Source organism: Synechococcus sp. EJ6-Ellesmere, assembly GCF_024345875.1.
In the GTDB taxonomy this organism is placed as follows: Bacteria; Cyanobacteriota; Cyanobacteriia; order PCC-6307; family Cyanobiaceae; genus Regnicoccus_A; species Regnicoccus_A antarcticus.
The window spans coordinates 32,687-46,462 of record NZ_JAGQBY010000001.1 but is presented as its reverse complement, the minus strand read 5'-3'; the positions used below and the strand labels follow the sequence as shown (position 1 = coordinate 46,462).

15 protein-coding genes, 1 tRNA gene and 1 pseudogene are annotated in these 13,776 nt (G+C 64.6%); 10 read left to right on the top strand and 7 right to left on the bottom strand.

Annotation, left to right across the window (positions count from 1 at the left end):
• Window positions 1-726 (top strand): annotated as a pseudogene (locus tag KBY78_RS00240) (hypothetical protein); the annotation flags it as partial.
• On the opposite strand, the gene KBY78_RS00235 reads toward KBY78_RS00240, so the two are convergent.
• Complete coding sequence (locus tag KBY78_RS00235) at window positions 708-1,088, bottom strand: hypothetical protein (protein ID WP_255141818.1); 381 nt, start codon at window positions 1,086-1,088, stop codon at window positions 708-710. The pseudogene KBY78_RS00240 and the gene KBY78_RS00235 overlap by 19 nt on opposite strands.
• 139 nt (window positions 1,089-1,227) lie before the next feature.
• On the opposite strand from KBY78_RS00235, the gene KBY78_RS00230 reads away from it, so the two are divergent.
• Window positions 1,228-2,304 carry a mechanosensitive ion channel family protein gene (locus KBY78_RS00230; RefSeq protein WP_255141817.1) on the top strand — a complete coding sequence of 359 codons (1,077 nt, stop codon included), beginning with the start codon at window positions 1,228-1,230 and terminating at the stop codon, window positions 2,302-2,304.
• 430 nt (window positions 2,305-2,734) lie between these two features.
• Window positions 2,735-3,457: a DUF305 domain-containing protein gene (locus tag KBY78_RS00225; protein ID WP_255141824.1), complete on the top strand. Its 723-nt coding sequence runs from the start codon at window positions 2,735-2,737 to the stop codon at window positions 3,455-3,457.
• Between the two features lie 47 nt (window positions 3,458-3,504).
• Here the strand turns inward: KBY78_RS00225 and KBY78_RS00220 are convergent, their stop codons facing one another.
• Window positions 3,505-3,792 (bottom strand): hypothetical protein, encoded by a 288-nt coding sequence (locus KBY78_RS00220; protein WP_255141816.1) that lies wholly within the window; start codon window positions 3,790-3,792, stop codon window positions 3,505-3,507.
• 147 nt (window positions 3,793-3,939) lie between these two features.
• Window positions 3,940-4,194 carry a DUF3721 domain-containing protein gene (locus tag KBY78_RS00215; RefSeq protein ID WP_255141815.1) on the bottom strand — a complete coding sequence of 85 codons (255 nt, stop codon included), beginning with the start codon at window positions 4,192-4,194 and terminating at the stop codon, window positions 3,940-3,942.
• A 39-nt stretch (window positions 4,195-4,233) separates the two neighbouring features.
• Here KBY78_RS00215 and KBY78_RS00210 point away from each other — a divergent pair, with 39 nt between their 5' ends.
• Window positions 4,234-4,413 (top strand): hypothetical protein, encoded by a 180-nt coding sequence (locus KBY78_RS00210; protein WP_255141814.1) that lies wholly within the window; start codon window positions 4,234-4,236, stop codon window positions 4,411-4,413.
• Between the two features lie 33 nt (window positions 4,414-4,446).
• Entirely contained in the window at window positions 4,447-4,590 is a 144-nt protein-coding gene (locus tag KBY78_RS00205) for a hypothetical protein (RefSeq protein ID WP_255141812.1), read from the top strand.
• A 34-nt stretch (window positions 4,591-4,624) separates the two neighbouring features.
• Here the strand turns inward: KBY78_RS00205 and KBY78_RS00200 are convergent, their stop codons facing one another.
• Window positions 4,625-5,701: an AI-2E family transporter gene (locus KBY78_RS00200; RefSeq protein WP_255141811.1), complete on the bottom strand. Its 1,077-nt coding sequence runs from the start codon at window positions 5,699-5,701 to the stop codon at window positions 4,625-4,627.
• A 95-nt stretch (window positions 5,702-5,796) separates the two neighbouring features.
• Window positions 5,797-7,335 (bottom strand): SulP family inorganic anion transporter, encoded by a 1,539-nt coding sequence (locus KBY78_RS00195; RefSeq protein WP_255141808.1) that lies wholly within the window; start codon window positions 7,333-7,335, stop codon window positions 5,797-5,799.
• A gap of 73 nt (window positions 7,336-7,408) precedes the next feature.
• On the opposite strand from KBY78_RS00195, the gene KBY78_RS00190 reads away from it, so the two are divergent.
• The 3 genes from KBY78_RS00190 to KBY78_RS00180 all read left to right on the top strand — a co-directional run bounded on the left by KBY78_RS00190 (window position 7,409) and on the right by KBY78_RS00180 (window position 11,214).
• Complete coding sequence (locus KBY78_RS00190) at window positions 7,409-7,909, top strand: thermonuclease family protein (protein ID WP_255141807.1); 501 nt, start codon at window positions 7,409-7,411, stop codon at window positions 7,907-7,909.
• Between the two features lie 135 nt (window positions 7,910-8,044).
• Window positions 8,045-9,571, top strand: coding sequence for a deoxyribodipyrimidine photo-lyase (locus tag KBY78_RS00185; protein WP_255141806.1), 1,527 nt, complete (start codon window positions 8,045-8,047; stop codon window positions 9,569-9,571).
• A 284-nt stretch (window positions 9,572-9,855) separates the two neighbouring features.
• Window positions 9,856-11,214 carry a cytochrome P450 gene (locus KBY78_RS00180; protein WP_255141805.1) on the top strand — a complete coding sequence of 453 codons (1,359 nt, stop codon included), beginning with the start codon at window positions 9,856-9,858 and terminating at the stop codon, window positions 11,212-11,214.
• A 65-nt stretch (window positions 11,215-11,279) separates the two neighbouring features.
• On the opposite strand, the gene KBY78_RS00175 is transcribed toward KBY78_RS00180, so the two are convergent.
• Window positions 11,280-11,525, bottom strand: coding sequence for a hypothetical protein (locus tag KBY78_RS00175; protein WP_006170930.1), 246 nt, complete (start codon window positions 11,523-11,525; stop codon window positions 11,280-11,282).
• A gap of 291 nt (window positions 11,526-11,816) precedes the next feature.
• Here KBY78_RS00175 and psbA point away from each other — a divergent pair, with 291 nt between their 5' ends.
• Complete coding sequence (gene psbA, locus KBY78_RS00170; RefSeq protein WP_006170931.1) at window positions 11,817-12,896, top strand: photosystem II q(b) protein; 1,080 nt, start codon at window positions 11,817-11,819, stop codon at window positions 12,894-12,896.
• Window positions 12,897-13,126: 230 nt separating this feature from the next.
• Entirely contained in the window at window positions 13,127-13,591 is a 465-nt protein-coding gene (locus KBY78_RS00165) for a bacterioferritin (RefSeq protein WP_255141804.1), read from the top strand.
• A gap of 113 nt (window positions 13,592-13,704) precedes the next feature.
• On the opposite strand, the gene KBY78_RS00160 is transcribed toward KBY78_RS00165, so the two are convergent.
• Window positions 13,705-13,776, bottom strand: a tRNA-Thr gene (locus KBY78_RS00160).

Sequence of the window (13,776 nt, the reverse complement as noted above, 5' to 3'; positions counted from 1 at the left end):
GTCGCCGACTGGCTGGTGCTCAGCGGCACCCTGAAGGTGCAGCCCCGCTGGCAGACGCTGCTGGGCAGGCCGGAGCCGCCGCTGCAGCCACTGGCTCGCACCCTGGGGGATCAAGAGATGGAGCGGGCTGACACAGCCATCGCTGCTATCAATACCAGCCCGCGTTGCGCCCTGTTGATGCTGATCCAGGCCTCGGCAGCTGAGGCCTGGCGGCGGCTTCCCTTTCGTCTGCTCAGCTTCGAGGCGGCGGCCGAGAGGCGCTGGGGGCTCTCGCGGCTCTCGATCCAGCCCCTGGAGGATGGACGCTGCGCCGTGGTGGCCCACTCCAGCGCAGCTGTGGCCCGGCTCCATGCCGATGTGATCGGATCGCGCTCCTCGGTGGCCCGGCTGCCAGGGGTCAGCCCTTCACCCCAGCGGGAGCAGACGCTGATCGACACCCTGGCCTCAGCCCTCTCGGCGGTGATGGAGCCCTGGATCGCTCCACTGGTGCTGGAGGGCGCCGATCCTCAGCTGATGCGCTGGGGGGCGGCTTTCCCTGAGGGGTCAGGCCTGGCCAGCGAGCTGATGCTCTGTCCGCAGAGCCGCATCGGCTTCTGTGGTGATTTCATCTGCGGCCCTGGCTTCGGACGGATCGAGGGTGCCCTGCGCAGCGGCGAAGAGCTGGCGGAGCAGTTGCTGGCGGCGATGGGGCCTGCGTCAGTGCAGGCTCAGGGACAGCCGGCCTGATCCTTGCGCTCCAGCCAGCCGTCGGCCTCCCTGGCCAGGGCCGCACCTCGGGCGGTGTAGAAGGCCAGTTGCCGCCGGTTGCGGTAGAGGGGGACGCGTGTGGCCTGCAGTTCGGCTTCGGCGCGATGGCGGCAGCTGAGCAGGGCGTCGAAGTCGATCGGCTCCGCCCCAGGCTGGCTCGACTGGGCCGACTCAGCCTGCTGGCTGATGGCGGGGCAGAGCCGCTGGCGCACGGCCTTGAGCAGAAGAATTTCCTGCTGCAACGCCTGATCGGCAAGGGCCTGGTAACGCTCCTGCAGGCTCGTGCAGCTCAGGACGTCCTGCGCCAGGGCCGAGGAGCTCAGCAGCCAGCTGGCGGCCATCAAGCTGAGGAGTCTGATCACCACCGCATCACCCTCAGGCCTTGCCCGTGAAGTGTATGGGGCGTTGCTGAGGCGTTGGGATGGTGTGGCGCACTGGCGGAAAAGGTTTGTTACTCTGACGGATTATCAAGAATTGCTTATGACGGAATTCGGTATCTCGTTCCTGATCGCCACAGCGAAAGCACTGCTGGGCATTGCCCTGGTGCAGGTGTCGCTGCGGTTGACGGGGCGTTGGTTGATGCGTCTGACCAGAAGAACTCCTGGTGACACGGATGATCAGCTGTTGCGCTCGGTGCTGACCACGGCCGCCCCCATCGGTTACCTCAGTGCCTTCTGGTGGGGGTGGCGCTCGCTGGTGGCTGATGTCGAGGTGCTCAACTTCGGCGAGGGTATCGATCGCATGCTCGAAGCGGCCATGCTCTTCCTGACCATCGTGCTGATCGTGCGCCTGCTCAATCGGGTGCTGCTGTTGCTGCTCGATCGCTCCCTGCGCCGCCTCAGGCGCGAAAACCAGCTCACGGTGCTGAGGGGGTTGGAGCCAATGATTCGCTCAGGCGTGTGGATCCTGGGCCTGCTGGTGTTTCTGCAGAATCAGGGCGTGCAGATGGGTGCCATCTATGCCTCCCTGGCGGGGGCAGGCATCGGCTTGGGCCTGGCCTTGAAGGGGCCGATCTCCAACTTTCTGAACTACCTCACCATTCTCTTCGATGAGCCGTTCAGAATCGGGCAATTCATCCGCTTTGATGATGTGCTGGGGACAGTGGAAGGGGTTGGAATTCGCTCCACAACCATCCGCAGCCTCAGCGGAGAACGCATCGTGATCAGCAATGAAGATCTGCTGGGCAAGGTGATCCAGAACTACGGGGATCTGCCCAAGCGGCGGGTGGCCACCACGATCGGTGTCGTGTATCAGACGTCCCTGGAAATGGTCAAGGCGATTCCCGCTCTGGTGGAGGCGTCGATTCGCTCCAACCCCCCGGCGGAATTCGATCGCTGTCATTTCACGCGCTTCGCCGACAGCGCCCTGGAATTCGAATTCGTCTATTTCATTCCCGATGCCGACATGGTCCTGTTTCTGGATGTGCAGCAGGAGATCAACCACGCCATCATGGAAACCTTCCAGAAGCAGCGGATCGAGTTCGCCTATCCCAGCCAGACTCTCTTCCTGGAATCCGCCCAGGTGAAGACCAGGGAGGTGGCTATGGCCGTCGGTTGAAGCGCCAGTACGGCCCCCGGTGCTGGCCTGCGCTAGCACTGGGGAGCGCTGAGGGAGCGGTTTGCCCATGAATGCGCCACGAACCACGACTGGCCTGGGGGCTCTGATGCTTGCGGCTGCCTTGGCCAGCACCCTCGCTCAGGGCCTGCGGCCAGGCCCCGTCTGGAGTCAGGCCACCGACGCCGCCTACGGAGCCAAGGCTGCCGACTCCGCGGGCGACTGGCTCGCCACCAATGGCCCCGCACTGGAAACCAGCTTGATGGCTTGGTATGTGAAACCTGCCCCCCCCCCAACTGCGTCAGCTTCAGCGCTGAGCGGCCAGGCCTCAGCCGGTCCACGTCTCGAGTTGTCACCTGCTGGGTACGGCAGCGAGGGGTTGACTCTCCAGTGGAGTGGAGACCATACGGTTGGCCTGCTCTGTCTTCCAGCGATGCGCCACTCCTCGCTCCCTGCCCTGCTGATCTGCCTCGGCGCACTTGCCCTGGTGGCTCCGGCCGCCCGGGCGCAGATGGATCACCAGCATGATGACCACTCAATGCCCATGGCCGCCCCAGCTCCCGCGGCCGGTGAAAACGCAGCCATGGACCATGGCGACCACGCCCATGACGTGGGCCCAGCCGGCGCCACCTACGACCTGCGCTTCCTCGACGGCATGGTCCAGCACCACACCGGTGCGCTGCGCATGAGCGAATTCGTCTTCGACATCGGCCAGCCCGGTGTGGGGGCTCTTGGCAAGACCATCTGGCGCGATCAGGCCAATGAGATCCGGGCGATGGGGCTGTGGCGCAAGGCCTGGTATCCCCAGGCGCCGGTGTACCCCGTAGCGCTGGCGCCTGGCGGTGATCCGGACAGCCTGTCGGGCCTCACCCGCATGAGTCAGGCCCAGATCGAGGCGATGCGCATGATGGGCTCCGGGCCCACCAGGGAGAACCGGGTGGTGTGGTTTCTCGAGGGCATGCTTGAACACCACGGCGGGGCGCTGATGATGGCCCACGACGCCCTGGCCAAGAGCACCAACACCACCATCCGGCGCTTCGCCCGGGACGTGATCCTCGCCCAGCGGGCCGAGATCATCGAGCTGCGGCGCATGCTGGCGGTTGAAGGATTGCGCAAGCCTGAGTATCATAAATTCGACGCTCTCTTCCGGCTCTGAAGACAACTGCGGGCCGGCTTGGTCCGGCCCGCAGTTCTCGTTGGCGCTCAGACCTGGGGGCTTTGGCCCCGACGCGCGCCGATCAGCAGGCCCAGCCCCGAGCCGGCCACCACCAAGGTGAGCAGGCCGAGGATGGCGGAGTAATAGGGCTGCAGGTTGATCAGCCCGAAATTCCCGGTGTGCAGCTTCATCAACCAGAAGGCTTCGATTCCCTGGGCCGAGAGCAGGCCATAGAGGGAGCCGGAGAGGGCGGTGAGGATGATCGGCAGGGCCGCCAGGGGCACCAGGGCTCGGTGCAGGCGGCGCAGGTGTTGGCGGGTTTGGCGGGTTCTCATTCGTTCTGAAGCGCCTTGTGCAGCGCCTGCTCGTTGGCGCAGGGCAACCAGACCCCGCCATGGCAAACACCCCCTTGGCGTGGGCGTCCGCCATCAGGACGAGCACAACGGGCATCGCCATGGCTTTGGACTGAGGCTTGACTGGGTTCATTTCGACTTCGAGACCGCCTTCTGATAGGCGTCGAAGGAGCTGCAGGGCATCCACTCCTTGCCCATCGCAAAGGCGCCGCTGCAGGCGAGTGTCCTGGCCCGTTGTTCAGCTGCCGCCTTTGTGGGGAGCATGTCGTTGGCCTGCGCGTAGGCAGCAGGCGGTGCAACGCTCAGCGGAACGGCACCCAGCCCCGCTGAGAGGAGCAGAAGCAGATCGAAGCGCGGCATGGGCAGGGGATCAATGACAGTCATGCAAGTTTAGAGTCTCCTCAGAAGTGGAGAGTCAAGCCGTTGCAGACTGCTCTGCCCCCGACACCAGGCAGTGCCATGAAGATCGGTGCCCTGGCCGCCCTCGGAGCGGTCGACCGCCTGTTCGACGAGCAGAGCTTGCGCCGCCTGGAGTTCATTCGCCGGCTCAAGACCCTGGGGGCTTTCCCTGGAGGAGATCCAGAGCTGTCTGGCAATTCATGATGACGGCGAGCTGCCCTGCCACGACATCCAGTGATGCTCAACCACCAGATTGAGCGCATCGAGCAGCAGATCAACGATCTCGCTCAGCTCAGGACTGAGCTGGAGGCGTTGCTGGTCGGCTGGCGCAGCGATCCCGCTCGGGAAGCTGACCTGATCTGCCCAAACCTGAGGCTCTGAACGCGGACAATCGCGGTGAACCGGGTTCAACCGCTCAGACCGTCGCGGATGGCCTCAACTCAGGGGTGGTCAGGGTATGGTCCGGACTTGGCTCCAGGAGCAGGGCCTTGATGGTGGCGGCGATCGGCACGGCGGTGATCACCCCGTAGAAATCAGCCAGCGTGGCGCCCACCATCACCGAGAAGAGAATCACGATTGGGTTGAGGCCGGTGAGTTTGCCCAGCAGCCGCGGCGGCAGCACGTTCTCGATCACCTGATCCACCACGATCAGCACGGCGAAGATCCGCAGCCCCAGCCAGAAGCTCTTGAGCATGAACAGAGCACTGATCAGCAGGATTCCGAGGATGGCTCCGAAGGGGATGAATCCCATCAGGCCGATCGTGATTCCCGAAAGGATAGGGAAGGGCGCCCGCAGGAGCAGCAGGGTTGGGGTCAGCGCGCTGATCAGTACAGCCGAGAGAACCAGCTGGTTGAAGATGTAGCTGTTGAAGTTGCGCCGCAGCACGCTCAGCACTCTCAGGCCTTGGTCCTGCGGCAACCACGACACCAGGCAGTTGCGCACCAGTTCACCGCCATAGATCAGAAAGAAGATGGTGAGCACCAGCAGAAAGAAAAGACTGAAGAAACTGCCCAGTGATCCGGAGATGAACCCAGGGATGTTCAGCAGCACCGACTCGAGCTGAGCAGTGAGGTTGGCCGCCATTCCCCTGATGATCACGCTGGTGTCGATCGGTACGCCGAGGGCGTTGACCCGGCCGGTGATGGAGGCGAGGTTGTCGCCTGTTGCCGTGATCCACTCCGGCAGCACCTGCGTGAGCATGAAGAAGCGGACCACCAGCAGGGGCAGCAGGGTGGATGCCGCCGCGACGGCGAGCCCGAGGAACAGCCCGAAGACCGATCCGATTGCCCAGCCGCGGGGCATGCCCATGCGCCGCTGAAGGAGCCGCACCGGCAGGTTGAGGATCAGGGCGATCACACCGGCCAGGATGAAGGTGGAGGCGATCGCCTCAAAGGCGCGATAGAGCGAACCAAACACCCAAAGGTTGAGCACCACGAGCGGAAAGGCCAGTCCCAGAACCAGCGGGCGGGGGAGACGCGTGGGCAACGGCATAGGCCAGGTTCCGGCGCGGTTAGAGGGCATGATGCCCCACCCATCCAGTGGCTGATCAACCAGCTGCGTCAGCTGAACCTCTGAGGCAGCAGGTTTCAATGCAGCGGACCCGGCTCACCGCCCCGCCCGCCCGCTTCCTGCGCCACACCGATGCGGGCGAACAGATTGGTGCTCTCGCGGTTGAGGTTGATCACCTCCACGGCGCTGCCGCCGAGTTTGAGCCGGCGGATCACCTGATCCAGCACGGTGACACCGCTCTGATCCCAGATGTGGGCCTCCGCCATGTCGATCGTGACTCGGGCGGGGTGTTCATGCACCTCGAAACCCGCGCGGAAGTAGATGCTGCTCACGAAGAACAGCTGACCGCGCACCGTGTAGAGGCGGTGATCGGGTGCCTCCAGGCGGCTGTCGACGGCGATCACCTTGGCCACCTTGCGGCTGAACAGAATGGCGGCGAGGGCCACACCGGCGAGCAGGCCGATGGCGAGGTTGTGGGTAAGCACCGTGATGCCCACGGTGAGCAGCATCACGGCCGTGTCACTCCTGGGGATCTTGCCGATCCCGGTGATCGAGCCGAAATTGGCTGTGTTGATGGCGATCATGATCATCACGCCCACCAGGGTGGCCATCGGGATCTGATTCACCCAGCCCCTGGCCAGCAGGATCATCGCCAGCAGACTCAGCCCTGAGGTGAGGGTGGAGAGGCGGGTGCGGCCGCCGTAGCCCACGTTCATCACCGATTGACCCACCAGGGCGCAGCCGGCCATGCCGCCGAACAGCGAGCTGACGATGTTGCCGATGCCCTGACCCCTGGCCTCCGTGTTCTTGTGGCTGGATTCATCGGTGAGGTCGTCGAGGATGTCCTGGGTGAGGAAGGTTTCCATCAGACCCACCAGCGAAATCGCCAGGGCCGTGGGCAGGATCACCCCCAGGGTGTCGATGCTGAATGGCACCTGCGGCAGCCCGAAGCGCGGCAGGCCCGAAGGCAGACTGCCCAGGCTTGAGACCGTGGGCAGATCCAGCCCGAGGCTGATCGAGAGCCCGGTGGTGATCAGGATGGCGATCAGTGCCGAGGGCACCGCCGTGGTCAGGCGCGGCAACAGATAGATGATCAGCAGGGTGAGCCCGGTCACTCCCCAGACCGCCGGCAGCTGGTCCGCTTGCACCGCCACGGCTTCGGGATGAACGAGATCCAGGCCAAGCTGGGGTAGCTGGGCGAGCAGGATCAGGATCGCCAGGGCATTCACGAACCCTGCCATCACCGGCTGCGGCACGAAGCGCATCTGCTGGGCCAGCTTCAGGTAGCCCCAGGCGATCTGCAGCACCCCTGTGAGCAGGCCCGCGGCGAGCAGGTATTGAAGGCCGAGGCCAGCGCCGAGTGCATCGCCCTGCTGCACCAGCCCTGTCATCAGCAGGGCGGTGGAGCCAGTGGCGGAGGTGATCATCGCTGTGCGGCCGCCCACCACAGCAAGGGTGACCGCCAGCAGGAAGGCGCCGAACAGGCCCACGCTGGGATCGACGCCCGCGATGCCGGAGAAGGCGATCGCCTCCGGGATCATCGCGAAGGCCACCACCAGGCCCGAGAGGATGTCGCGATGGGGCAGGCCCCACCACTCCTTGAGGGAGAAGGTCATCGACGGAAAGCGCCGCGGCGCAGGCTCAAGTCATCCTGCTGGTTTGCCCTCCACGAGCTGGCCCCATCGAGAGATGCTCCTGATCCCTGGCCTGCTTCTGGGTCTGCAGCTGTTGCTGGGTCTGACTCCGGCTGACCTGGCTGAGGCTGAACGCCGCGCCATGGTCCTGTCGATCGGAGATGGCGACACGATCCGCGTGCAGCAGGGCCCGCGCCGGATCACCGTGCGGCTGGCCTGCATCGATGCCCCCGAGCTGGATCAGGCCCCCGATGGCGCCAGGGCCCACCGCTACCTTCAGGCGCGCCTGAAGATCGGCTCCAGCGTGATTCTCAGGCCCCAGACCGTGGATCGCTTCGGTCGCACGGTGGCCGAAGTGATTGGCGACATCAACCTTGGCCTGGCGATGGTGGAAGACGGCGAAGCCTTTGCCTTCCGCCGCTACCTGGCCAGCTGCGATGCCAGGGAGTATATCGACGCTGAAGACCGGGCGATGCGCCGTCGCTATGGCGTGTGGCAGGTGCCCGGAGGCATCACACGGCCGTGGGACTTTCGGCACGGCAGGCGACGCCGTTGATGGGACGGTTGATGGCGCTGGGATTTGCCAGAACTCCGCCTCAATCTGCCGATGGATGGGGCCAATGTCTCGCTGCTCTGGTTGGTCTCTGATCATGTCCCCGCATGGCATCCGTGGATGGGTAGGGTCGCGGCCATGGGCCCGGTTCAGGTCGTCTGGTTCAAGCGGGATCTGCGGGTGGCCGACCACCAACCGCTGTTGCAGGCCAGTTTCCTTGGCCCGGTGTTGCCTCTGATGGTGGTGGAGCCGGAGCTATGGCGGCAGAGCGATGCCTCCGCCCGGCAGTGGGACTTCTGTGCCGAGAGTCTGGAGGACCTGCGCCGGGCTCTCGCCGGGCTCGGCCAGCCGCTGGTGGTGCGGATCGGCACGGTTGAGGAGGTGCTGGAGCGGGCCCGCTGCCGCTTCGGCATCCCGGGCCTCTGGAGCCATCAGGAAACCGGAAATGGCTGGACCCATGCCCCCGACCGGCGCGTGGCCCGCTGGGCCAAGAGCCACAGCATCCCCTGGATCGAAATCCCCAGCTTCGGCGTGATCCGCCGCTTGGGTAGCCGCAACGGCTGGGCTCGCCGTTGGGAGGCACGGATGGCCGAGCCGATGGTTCCGCCGCCGGAGGCCTTGCAGCCGCTGGCTGGACTGGATCCCGGCGCCATTCCTTCGGCCAGCGAGCTCGGGCTGGCGCCTGATCCCTGTCCGGGTCGGCAGCCCGGGGGGCGGCAGCAGGGGCAGGCCGTTCTCGAGAGTTTTCTGAACGGGCGGGGGGCTCGCTACCACCGTGAGCTGTCCAGCCCGCGCACGGCATTCGAGAGTTGTTCGCGGCTTTCTCCCCACCTCGCCTGGGGCACTCTGTCGATGAGGGAGGTGGTTCAGCTCAGCCGTCGGCGTGGAGCTGCGCCGGTGGGTTTCGAGGCACGGCTGCACTGGCACTGCCACTTCATCCAGAAGCTCGAAAGCCAGCCGGATCTGGAGTTCCGCGAGCTCCACCCACTCACCGCCGGCCTGCGCAGCAGCGACCCCGAGCGGCTGGCGGCCTGGGCCGAGGGACGCACCGGACTGCCGTTTGTGGATGCCTGCATGCGGGCGCTGATCGCCACTGGCTGGATCAACTTCCGCATGCGGGCGATGCTGATGTCGGTGGCCAGTTACCACCTGTGGCTCCCGTGGCGTGAGAGCGGGTTGCATCTGGCGCGGCTGTTCGTCGACTACGAGCCAGGCATCCACTGGAGCCAGTGCCAGATGCAGTCGGGCACCACGGGCATCAACACGATCCGCATCTACAACCCGATCAAGCAGGGCCAGGATCACGACCCAGGCGGCGACTTCATCCGCCAGTGGTTACCGGAACTGGCCGCCGTGCCGGCCGTGCACCTCCATGAACCGTGGACGATGGCGGTGATCACCCAGCAGCGCGTGGGCTGCGTGCTCGGGCTGCACTATCCACTGCCAATCGTGGAGCCCAATCAGGCCGCCAGGGAGGCCCGTGTGCGGATCTGGGCCCAGCGACAGGAGCTGGGCTTCACGGAGCTGGCCGATGCGATCCAGCACAAGCACGGATCCCGTCGCTCCGGCCTGGCGGCCAGCGGGGGCAGGCGTCGTCGCCGATCCATGGGAGGAACTCCAACCGATCCGCAGATCCAGCTGCGGCTGGACCTGGATCTGGCCTGACCTCCACGTTCAGGTCAGCCCTGTGGAGCAGGGCCTCCGAGGCCGTGACGGATTGCTGCGACACCAGGCCGGAATGACTTCAAGCCTTAAGGATTGCTCTAGATTTCGGCCTTGGTGGACACGCCCATGGCTCAATCTGTCTCGCTTCTTGCCGCCACTGGTCTGGCTGGGCTGGCCCTGGTGAGTCTCTCCATCAGCTTGCTGATCTGAGCAGCTCAGGGGGCCGACGGTGACGCGCTGCCGGGTGCTGCCCGCCAGCCTGGGCACCCCTTCGAACGACTTGGGTGCCCCTCGATCCCACCAGCCTTCGGCCCCTGCCGAGCACGCCAGCGTTGAGCGGTGTGCTCGAGACGCTTGCCTTTTTTCGGGACCCTGATTTCGCCCGCTCGCGTTTCGAGCGCTACGGCGACGTCTATGAGACCACCCTGCTGGGGCAACGCACCGTGTTCATCCGCGGTGGGCAGGCGGTCGGTGACCTGTTCGCCCAGGGCGATGCGGTCCAGGGATGGTGGCCCGACAGTGTGCGGAAGCTGCTGGGCCCCCTGTCGCTGGCCAACCGCAACGGTGTCGATCACAAGGCGCGCCGGCGGGTGGTGGGCCAGCTGTTCACCACCGTTGCTCTGAAGCGCTACAGCCCAGCCATCGTGGCGTTGGTCAACGAGCTCAGCCATGACCTGCTCGGCTGCGCTGCTCCGGTGGCCCTGGTGCCCAGGTTGCGGCGCTTTGCCTTCAGCGTGATCGCCAGCACCGTGCTGGGGCTGGATCCCGTCGATCGCGATGCCCTGTTCGTGGATTTCGAAACCTGGTGCCAGGGCCTCTTCTCCCTGCCTTTTGCCTTGCCTGGCAGCCCCTATGCCAGAGCCCGTCAGGCCCGCGGGCGCCTGTTGTTGCTCCTGGGCTCCGTGCTCAACAAAGCTCAGGCCGCTGTCGCTGCCGGCAAGCCCCTCGCCGCCGGTGGCCTTGATCTGCTGGCTGGTGGTCTCGATGAGGCAGGGCTCCCCCTGGCCGATGACGACGTGGCGGAGCAGCTTCTGCTGTTGCTGTTCGCCGGCTACGAAACCACTGCCCCCTCCCTGCGCTGTCTGTTGCAGACCTTGCTGCAGCATCCAGCCGAGCTGGCCTGGCTCAAGGAGGAACTTGGCGCTTTGTCGTGGCCGCCCCCACAGGGGGAGGCCACGGCCGCCTATGACGCCATCCGGGCGCCACGGCTGGATGCGGTGGTGAAGGAGGTGATGCGGCTGACTCCGCCGGTGGGTGGCTTCTTTCGCCGGACACTCGAGCCCATTGCCCTGGCGGGCGTCCTGGTGCCTGCCGATCGCGTGGTGCAGGTGAGCATCGCCGCCAGCCATCGCCATGGCAGAGAGGACGAGGATCTGGAGGTCTTCCGGCCGCAACGGCATCTGGCCGGTGACAGCACGGCCACCCTGCTGCCCTACGGCGGGGGTGAGCGGGTGTGCCTGGGCAAGTCCCTGGCCGAGCTGGAGATCCGACTGTTGACGGTGGGAATGCTCAAACAGCTGACGCTGGTGCTGAAACCGGATCAGGACCTGTCGCTTCGGATCATTCCCAGCCCCTCACCAACGGATGGCTTGCTGGTGCGCCCGCTCGCAAGAGCCACTGGTCTCCATTCACCTGTCCGCTGACCGCTGCGGGAGGGGAGGACGTGGCACTGGGGCCATTGGCAGCCATGGGGTTCGTCAGGCTCAGTTCAGTGATGGCGTCTGCGGCCGAGGGGTTCAATCCACTGCTCGCGAACCATGTCGTGACGAAGCTTCGCTGGGTCCAGCCGGCAGCCCAGCTGGATGGAGCCCTGGTCCAGAAGGCGTCCGAGCCGAAGGGCCGTGGCCTCCTCAACGCGGGAAAAGTTGTCCTGCTGGTCGGTGAGCCAGGACAGTTCCGTATGGGTGATGACACCGCTCGAGATGGATTCAAGAAAAAGCTCGCCAACCGTCATGGCTTTTGTTGCGGAACGTAAACATTCTGCCTTTTGCGTGGCTCCTTCGTGGGCCCTCCGCCCTCACGCAGACTTCAAGGCCCAGCTCAGCTGGTGGATCAGTCGTGGTGGTTTGGTCGTCGGCTCAGCGGCCCATGGACCTGTGGGGCGGCCTCCAGTGCCGATGACGCCTTTACAAAACTCAATTTCGTGCTATTCTGTAAAGGTCAACGGCTTTACAAGTGGACTTCGGTCTTCTGAGCGTCGCTGGCCTACTTACCCGCTCCGCACGGAGCACACATTCTCGCTCTCATGACCACCACCCTTCAGCAGCGCCAAGGCGCGTCTGCCTGGAGCCAGTTCTGCGAGTGGGTCACCTCCACCAACAACCGTCTCTACGTCGGTTGGTTCGGTGTGCTGATGATCCCCACCCTGCTGGCTGCCACGATCTGCTTCATCGTGGCCTTCGTCGCTGCTCCTCCCGTCGACATCGACGGCATCCGTGAGCCTGTCGCCGGCTCCCTGCTTTACGGCAACAACATCATCTCCGGTGCCGTTGTTCCTTCCAGCAACGCCATCGGCCTGCACTTCTACCCGATCTGGGAAGCCGCCAGCCTCGACGAGTGGCTGTACAACGGCGGTCCCTATCAGCTGGTGATCTTCCACTTCCTGATCGGCATCTTCTGCTACATGGGCCGCGAGTGGGAACTTTCCTACCGCCTCGGCATGCGTCCCTGGATCTGCGTGGCCTACAGCGCCCCTGTGGCCGCTGCCTCGGCTGTGTTCCTGATCTACCCCTTCGGTCAGGGTTCCTTCTCTGACGGCATGCCCCTCGGCATCTCCGGCACCTTCAACTTCATGCTGGTGTTCCAAGCCGAGCACAACATTCTGATGCACCCCTTCCACATGCTGGGTGTGGCGGGTGTGTTCGGTGGCTCACTGTTCTCCGCCATGCACGGTTCCCTGGTGACCTCCTCGCTGGTGCGTGAAACCACCGAGAGCGAGAGCCAGAACTACGGCTACAAGTTCGGCCAGGAAGAAGAGACCTACAACATCGTGGCTGCCCACGGTTACTTCGGTCGCCTGATCTTCCAATACGCCTCGTTCAACAACAGCCGCAGCCTGCACTTCTTCCTGGCTGCCTGGCCCGTGGTCGGCATCTGGTTCACCGCCCTTGGCGTGAGCACGATGGCCTTCAACCTGAACGGTTTCAACTTCAACCAGTCGATCCTCGACGGCCAGGGCCGCGTGATCAACACCTGGGCTGATGTGCTGAACCGCGCTGGTCTGGGCATGGAAGTGATGCACGAGCGCAATGCGCACAACTTCCCGCTGGACCTGGCTTCTGCTGAAGCCACTCCTGTGGCGCTGACCGCTCCTGCGATCGGCTGATCCTGAGCCGAGCCTCCGGATCAAGCAACAACCGGGTTTGAGCCCCATAGCCCTCCGCATCGCGGGGGGCTTTTTGCTGGCTGGGGCGTGACCCGCTGCCGTCTATGTCCTGCCCATTCCAGGCGCTTGTGGTCCTGCAAGGGGATCGGCCTAGCCTGAGGTGGAGCCAAGGCCCGTGGACCCGATCCTGCGCCCAGGGCATGTCTCCGTTCCCAGCAGAGGAGTGGGTTATGGAAACGATCAAGGCCGCGGCGAAACAGGCCATGGTGGAGGCCCTCAACCGGATCCTGGAGCTGGAGCTGGCAGGAGTGGTGAAGTACACCCACTACGCGCTCATGGTCTATGGCTACAACCGGATCCCTATCGTGTCGTGGCTGAAAGGCAATGCCACCGAGGGGCTTGATCATGCCCACAGGGCCGGGGAGATGGTCACCCTGCTCGGCGCTCATCCGTCGCTGCGCATTGGAACCCTGCTGGAAACCCACAAACACGATATCGGCGACATTCTTCGCGAGAGCCTTGAGCATGAGTCGATGGCGTTGAATGCTTACTACGGCCTGCTGAAGCTTGCTGAAGGTCAATCCGTTCTGCTCGAAGAATATGCGCGCGAGATGATCGTGCTCGAAGAGATGCATCTCGACGAGGTGAATAAGATGCTGCGTCGCCCTGGCGAGTTGGAGCCCTTCCCCGCCTGACCGCCAGCTGTACCCTGCTGGGGCGATCCCTGATCTTGCCCATGTGCCGTTGAGCTCATTGGCTTGGGTTGTCCCAGGAAAGGATCCGTATCCCGAGACATGAGTGGCTCACAAGCCGGTGATCGGACTTGAACCGACGACCTACTGATTACGAATCAGTTGCTCTACCACTGAGCTACACCGGC

Coding starts and splice junctions, on each gene's coding strand:
- KBY78_RS00235 (WP_255141818.1), bottom strand. CDS start 1,088: ATGGCCGCCAGCTGGCTGCTGAGCTCCTCGGCCCTGGCGCAGGACGTC.
- KBY78_RS00230 (WP_255141817.1), top strand. CDS start 1,228: ATGACGGAATTCGGTATCTCGTTCCTGATCGCCACAGCGAAAGCACTG.
- KBY78_RS00225 (WP_255141824.1), top strand. CDS start 2,735: ATGCGCCACTCCTCGCTCCCTGCCCTGCTGATCTGCCTCGGCGCACTT.
- KBY78_RS00220 (WP_255141816.1), bottom strand. CDS start 3,792: ATGAGAACCCGCCAAACCCGCCAACACCTGCGCCGCCTGCACCGAGCC.
- KBY78_RS00215 (WP_255141815.1), bottom strand. CDS start 4,194: ATGACTGTCATTGATCCCCTGCCCATGCCGCGCTTCGATCTGCTTCTG.
- KBY78_RS00205 (WP_255141812.1), top strand. CDS start 4,447: ATGCTCAACCACCAGATTGAGCGCATCGAGCAGCAGATCAACGATCTC.
- KBY78_RS00200 (WP_255141811.1), bottom strand. CDS start 5,701: ATGCCGTTGCCCACGCGTCTCCCCCGCCCGCTGGTTCTGGGACTGGCC.
- KBY78_RS00195 (WP_255141808.1), bottom strand. CDS start 7,335: ATGACCTTCTCCCTCAAGGAGTGGTGGGGCCTGCCCCATCGCGACATC.
- KBY78_RS00190 (WP_255141807.1), top strand. CDS start 7,409: ATGCTCCTGATCCCTGGCCTGCTTCTGGGTCTGCAGCTGTTGCTGGGT.
- KBY78_RS00185 (WP_255141806.1), top strand. CDS start 8,045: ATGGGCCCGGTTCAGGTCGTCTGGTTCAAGCGGGATCTGCGGGTGGCC.
- KBY78_RS00175 (WP_006170930.1), bottom strand. CDS start 11,525: ATGACGGTTGGCGAGCTTTTTCTTGAATCCATCTCGAGCGGTGTCATC.
- psbA (WP_006170931.1), top strand. CDS start 11,817: ATGACCACCACCCTTCAGCAGCGCCAAGGCGCGTCTGCCTGGAGCCAG.
- KBY78_RS00165 (WP_255141804.1), top strand. CDS start 13,127: ATGGAAACGATCAAGGCCGCGGCGAAACAGGCCATGGTGGAGGCCCTC.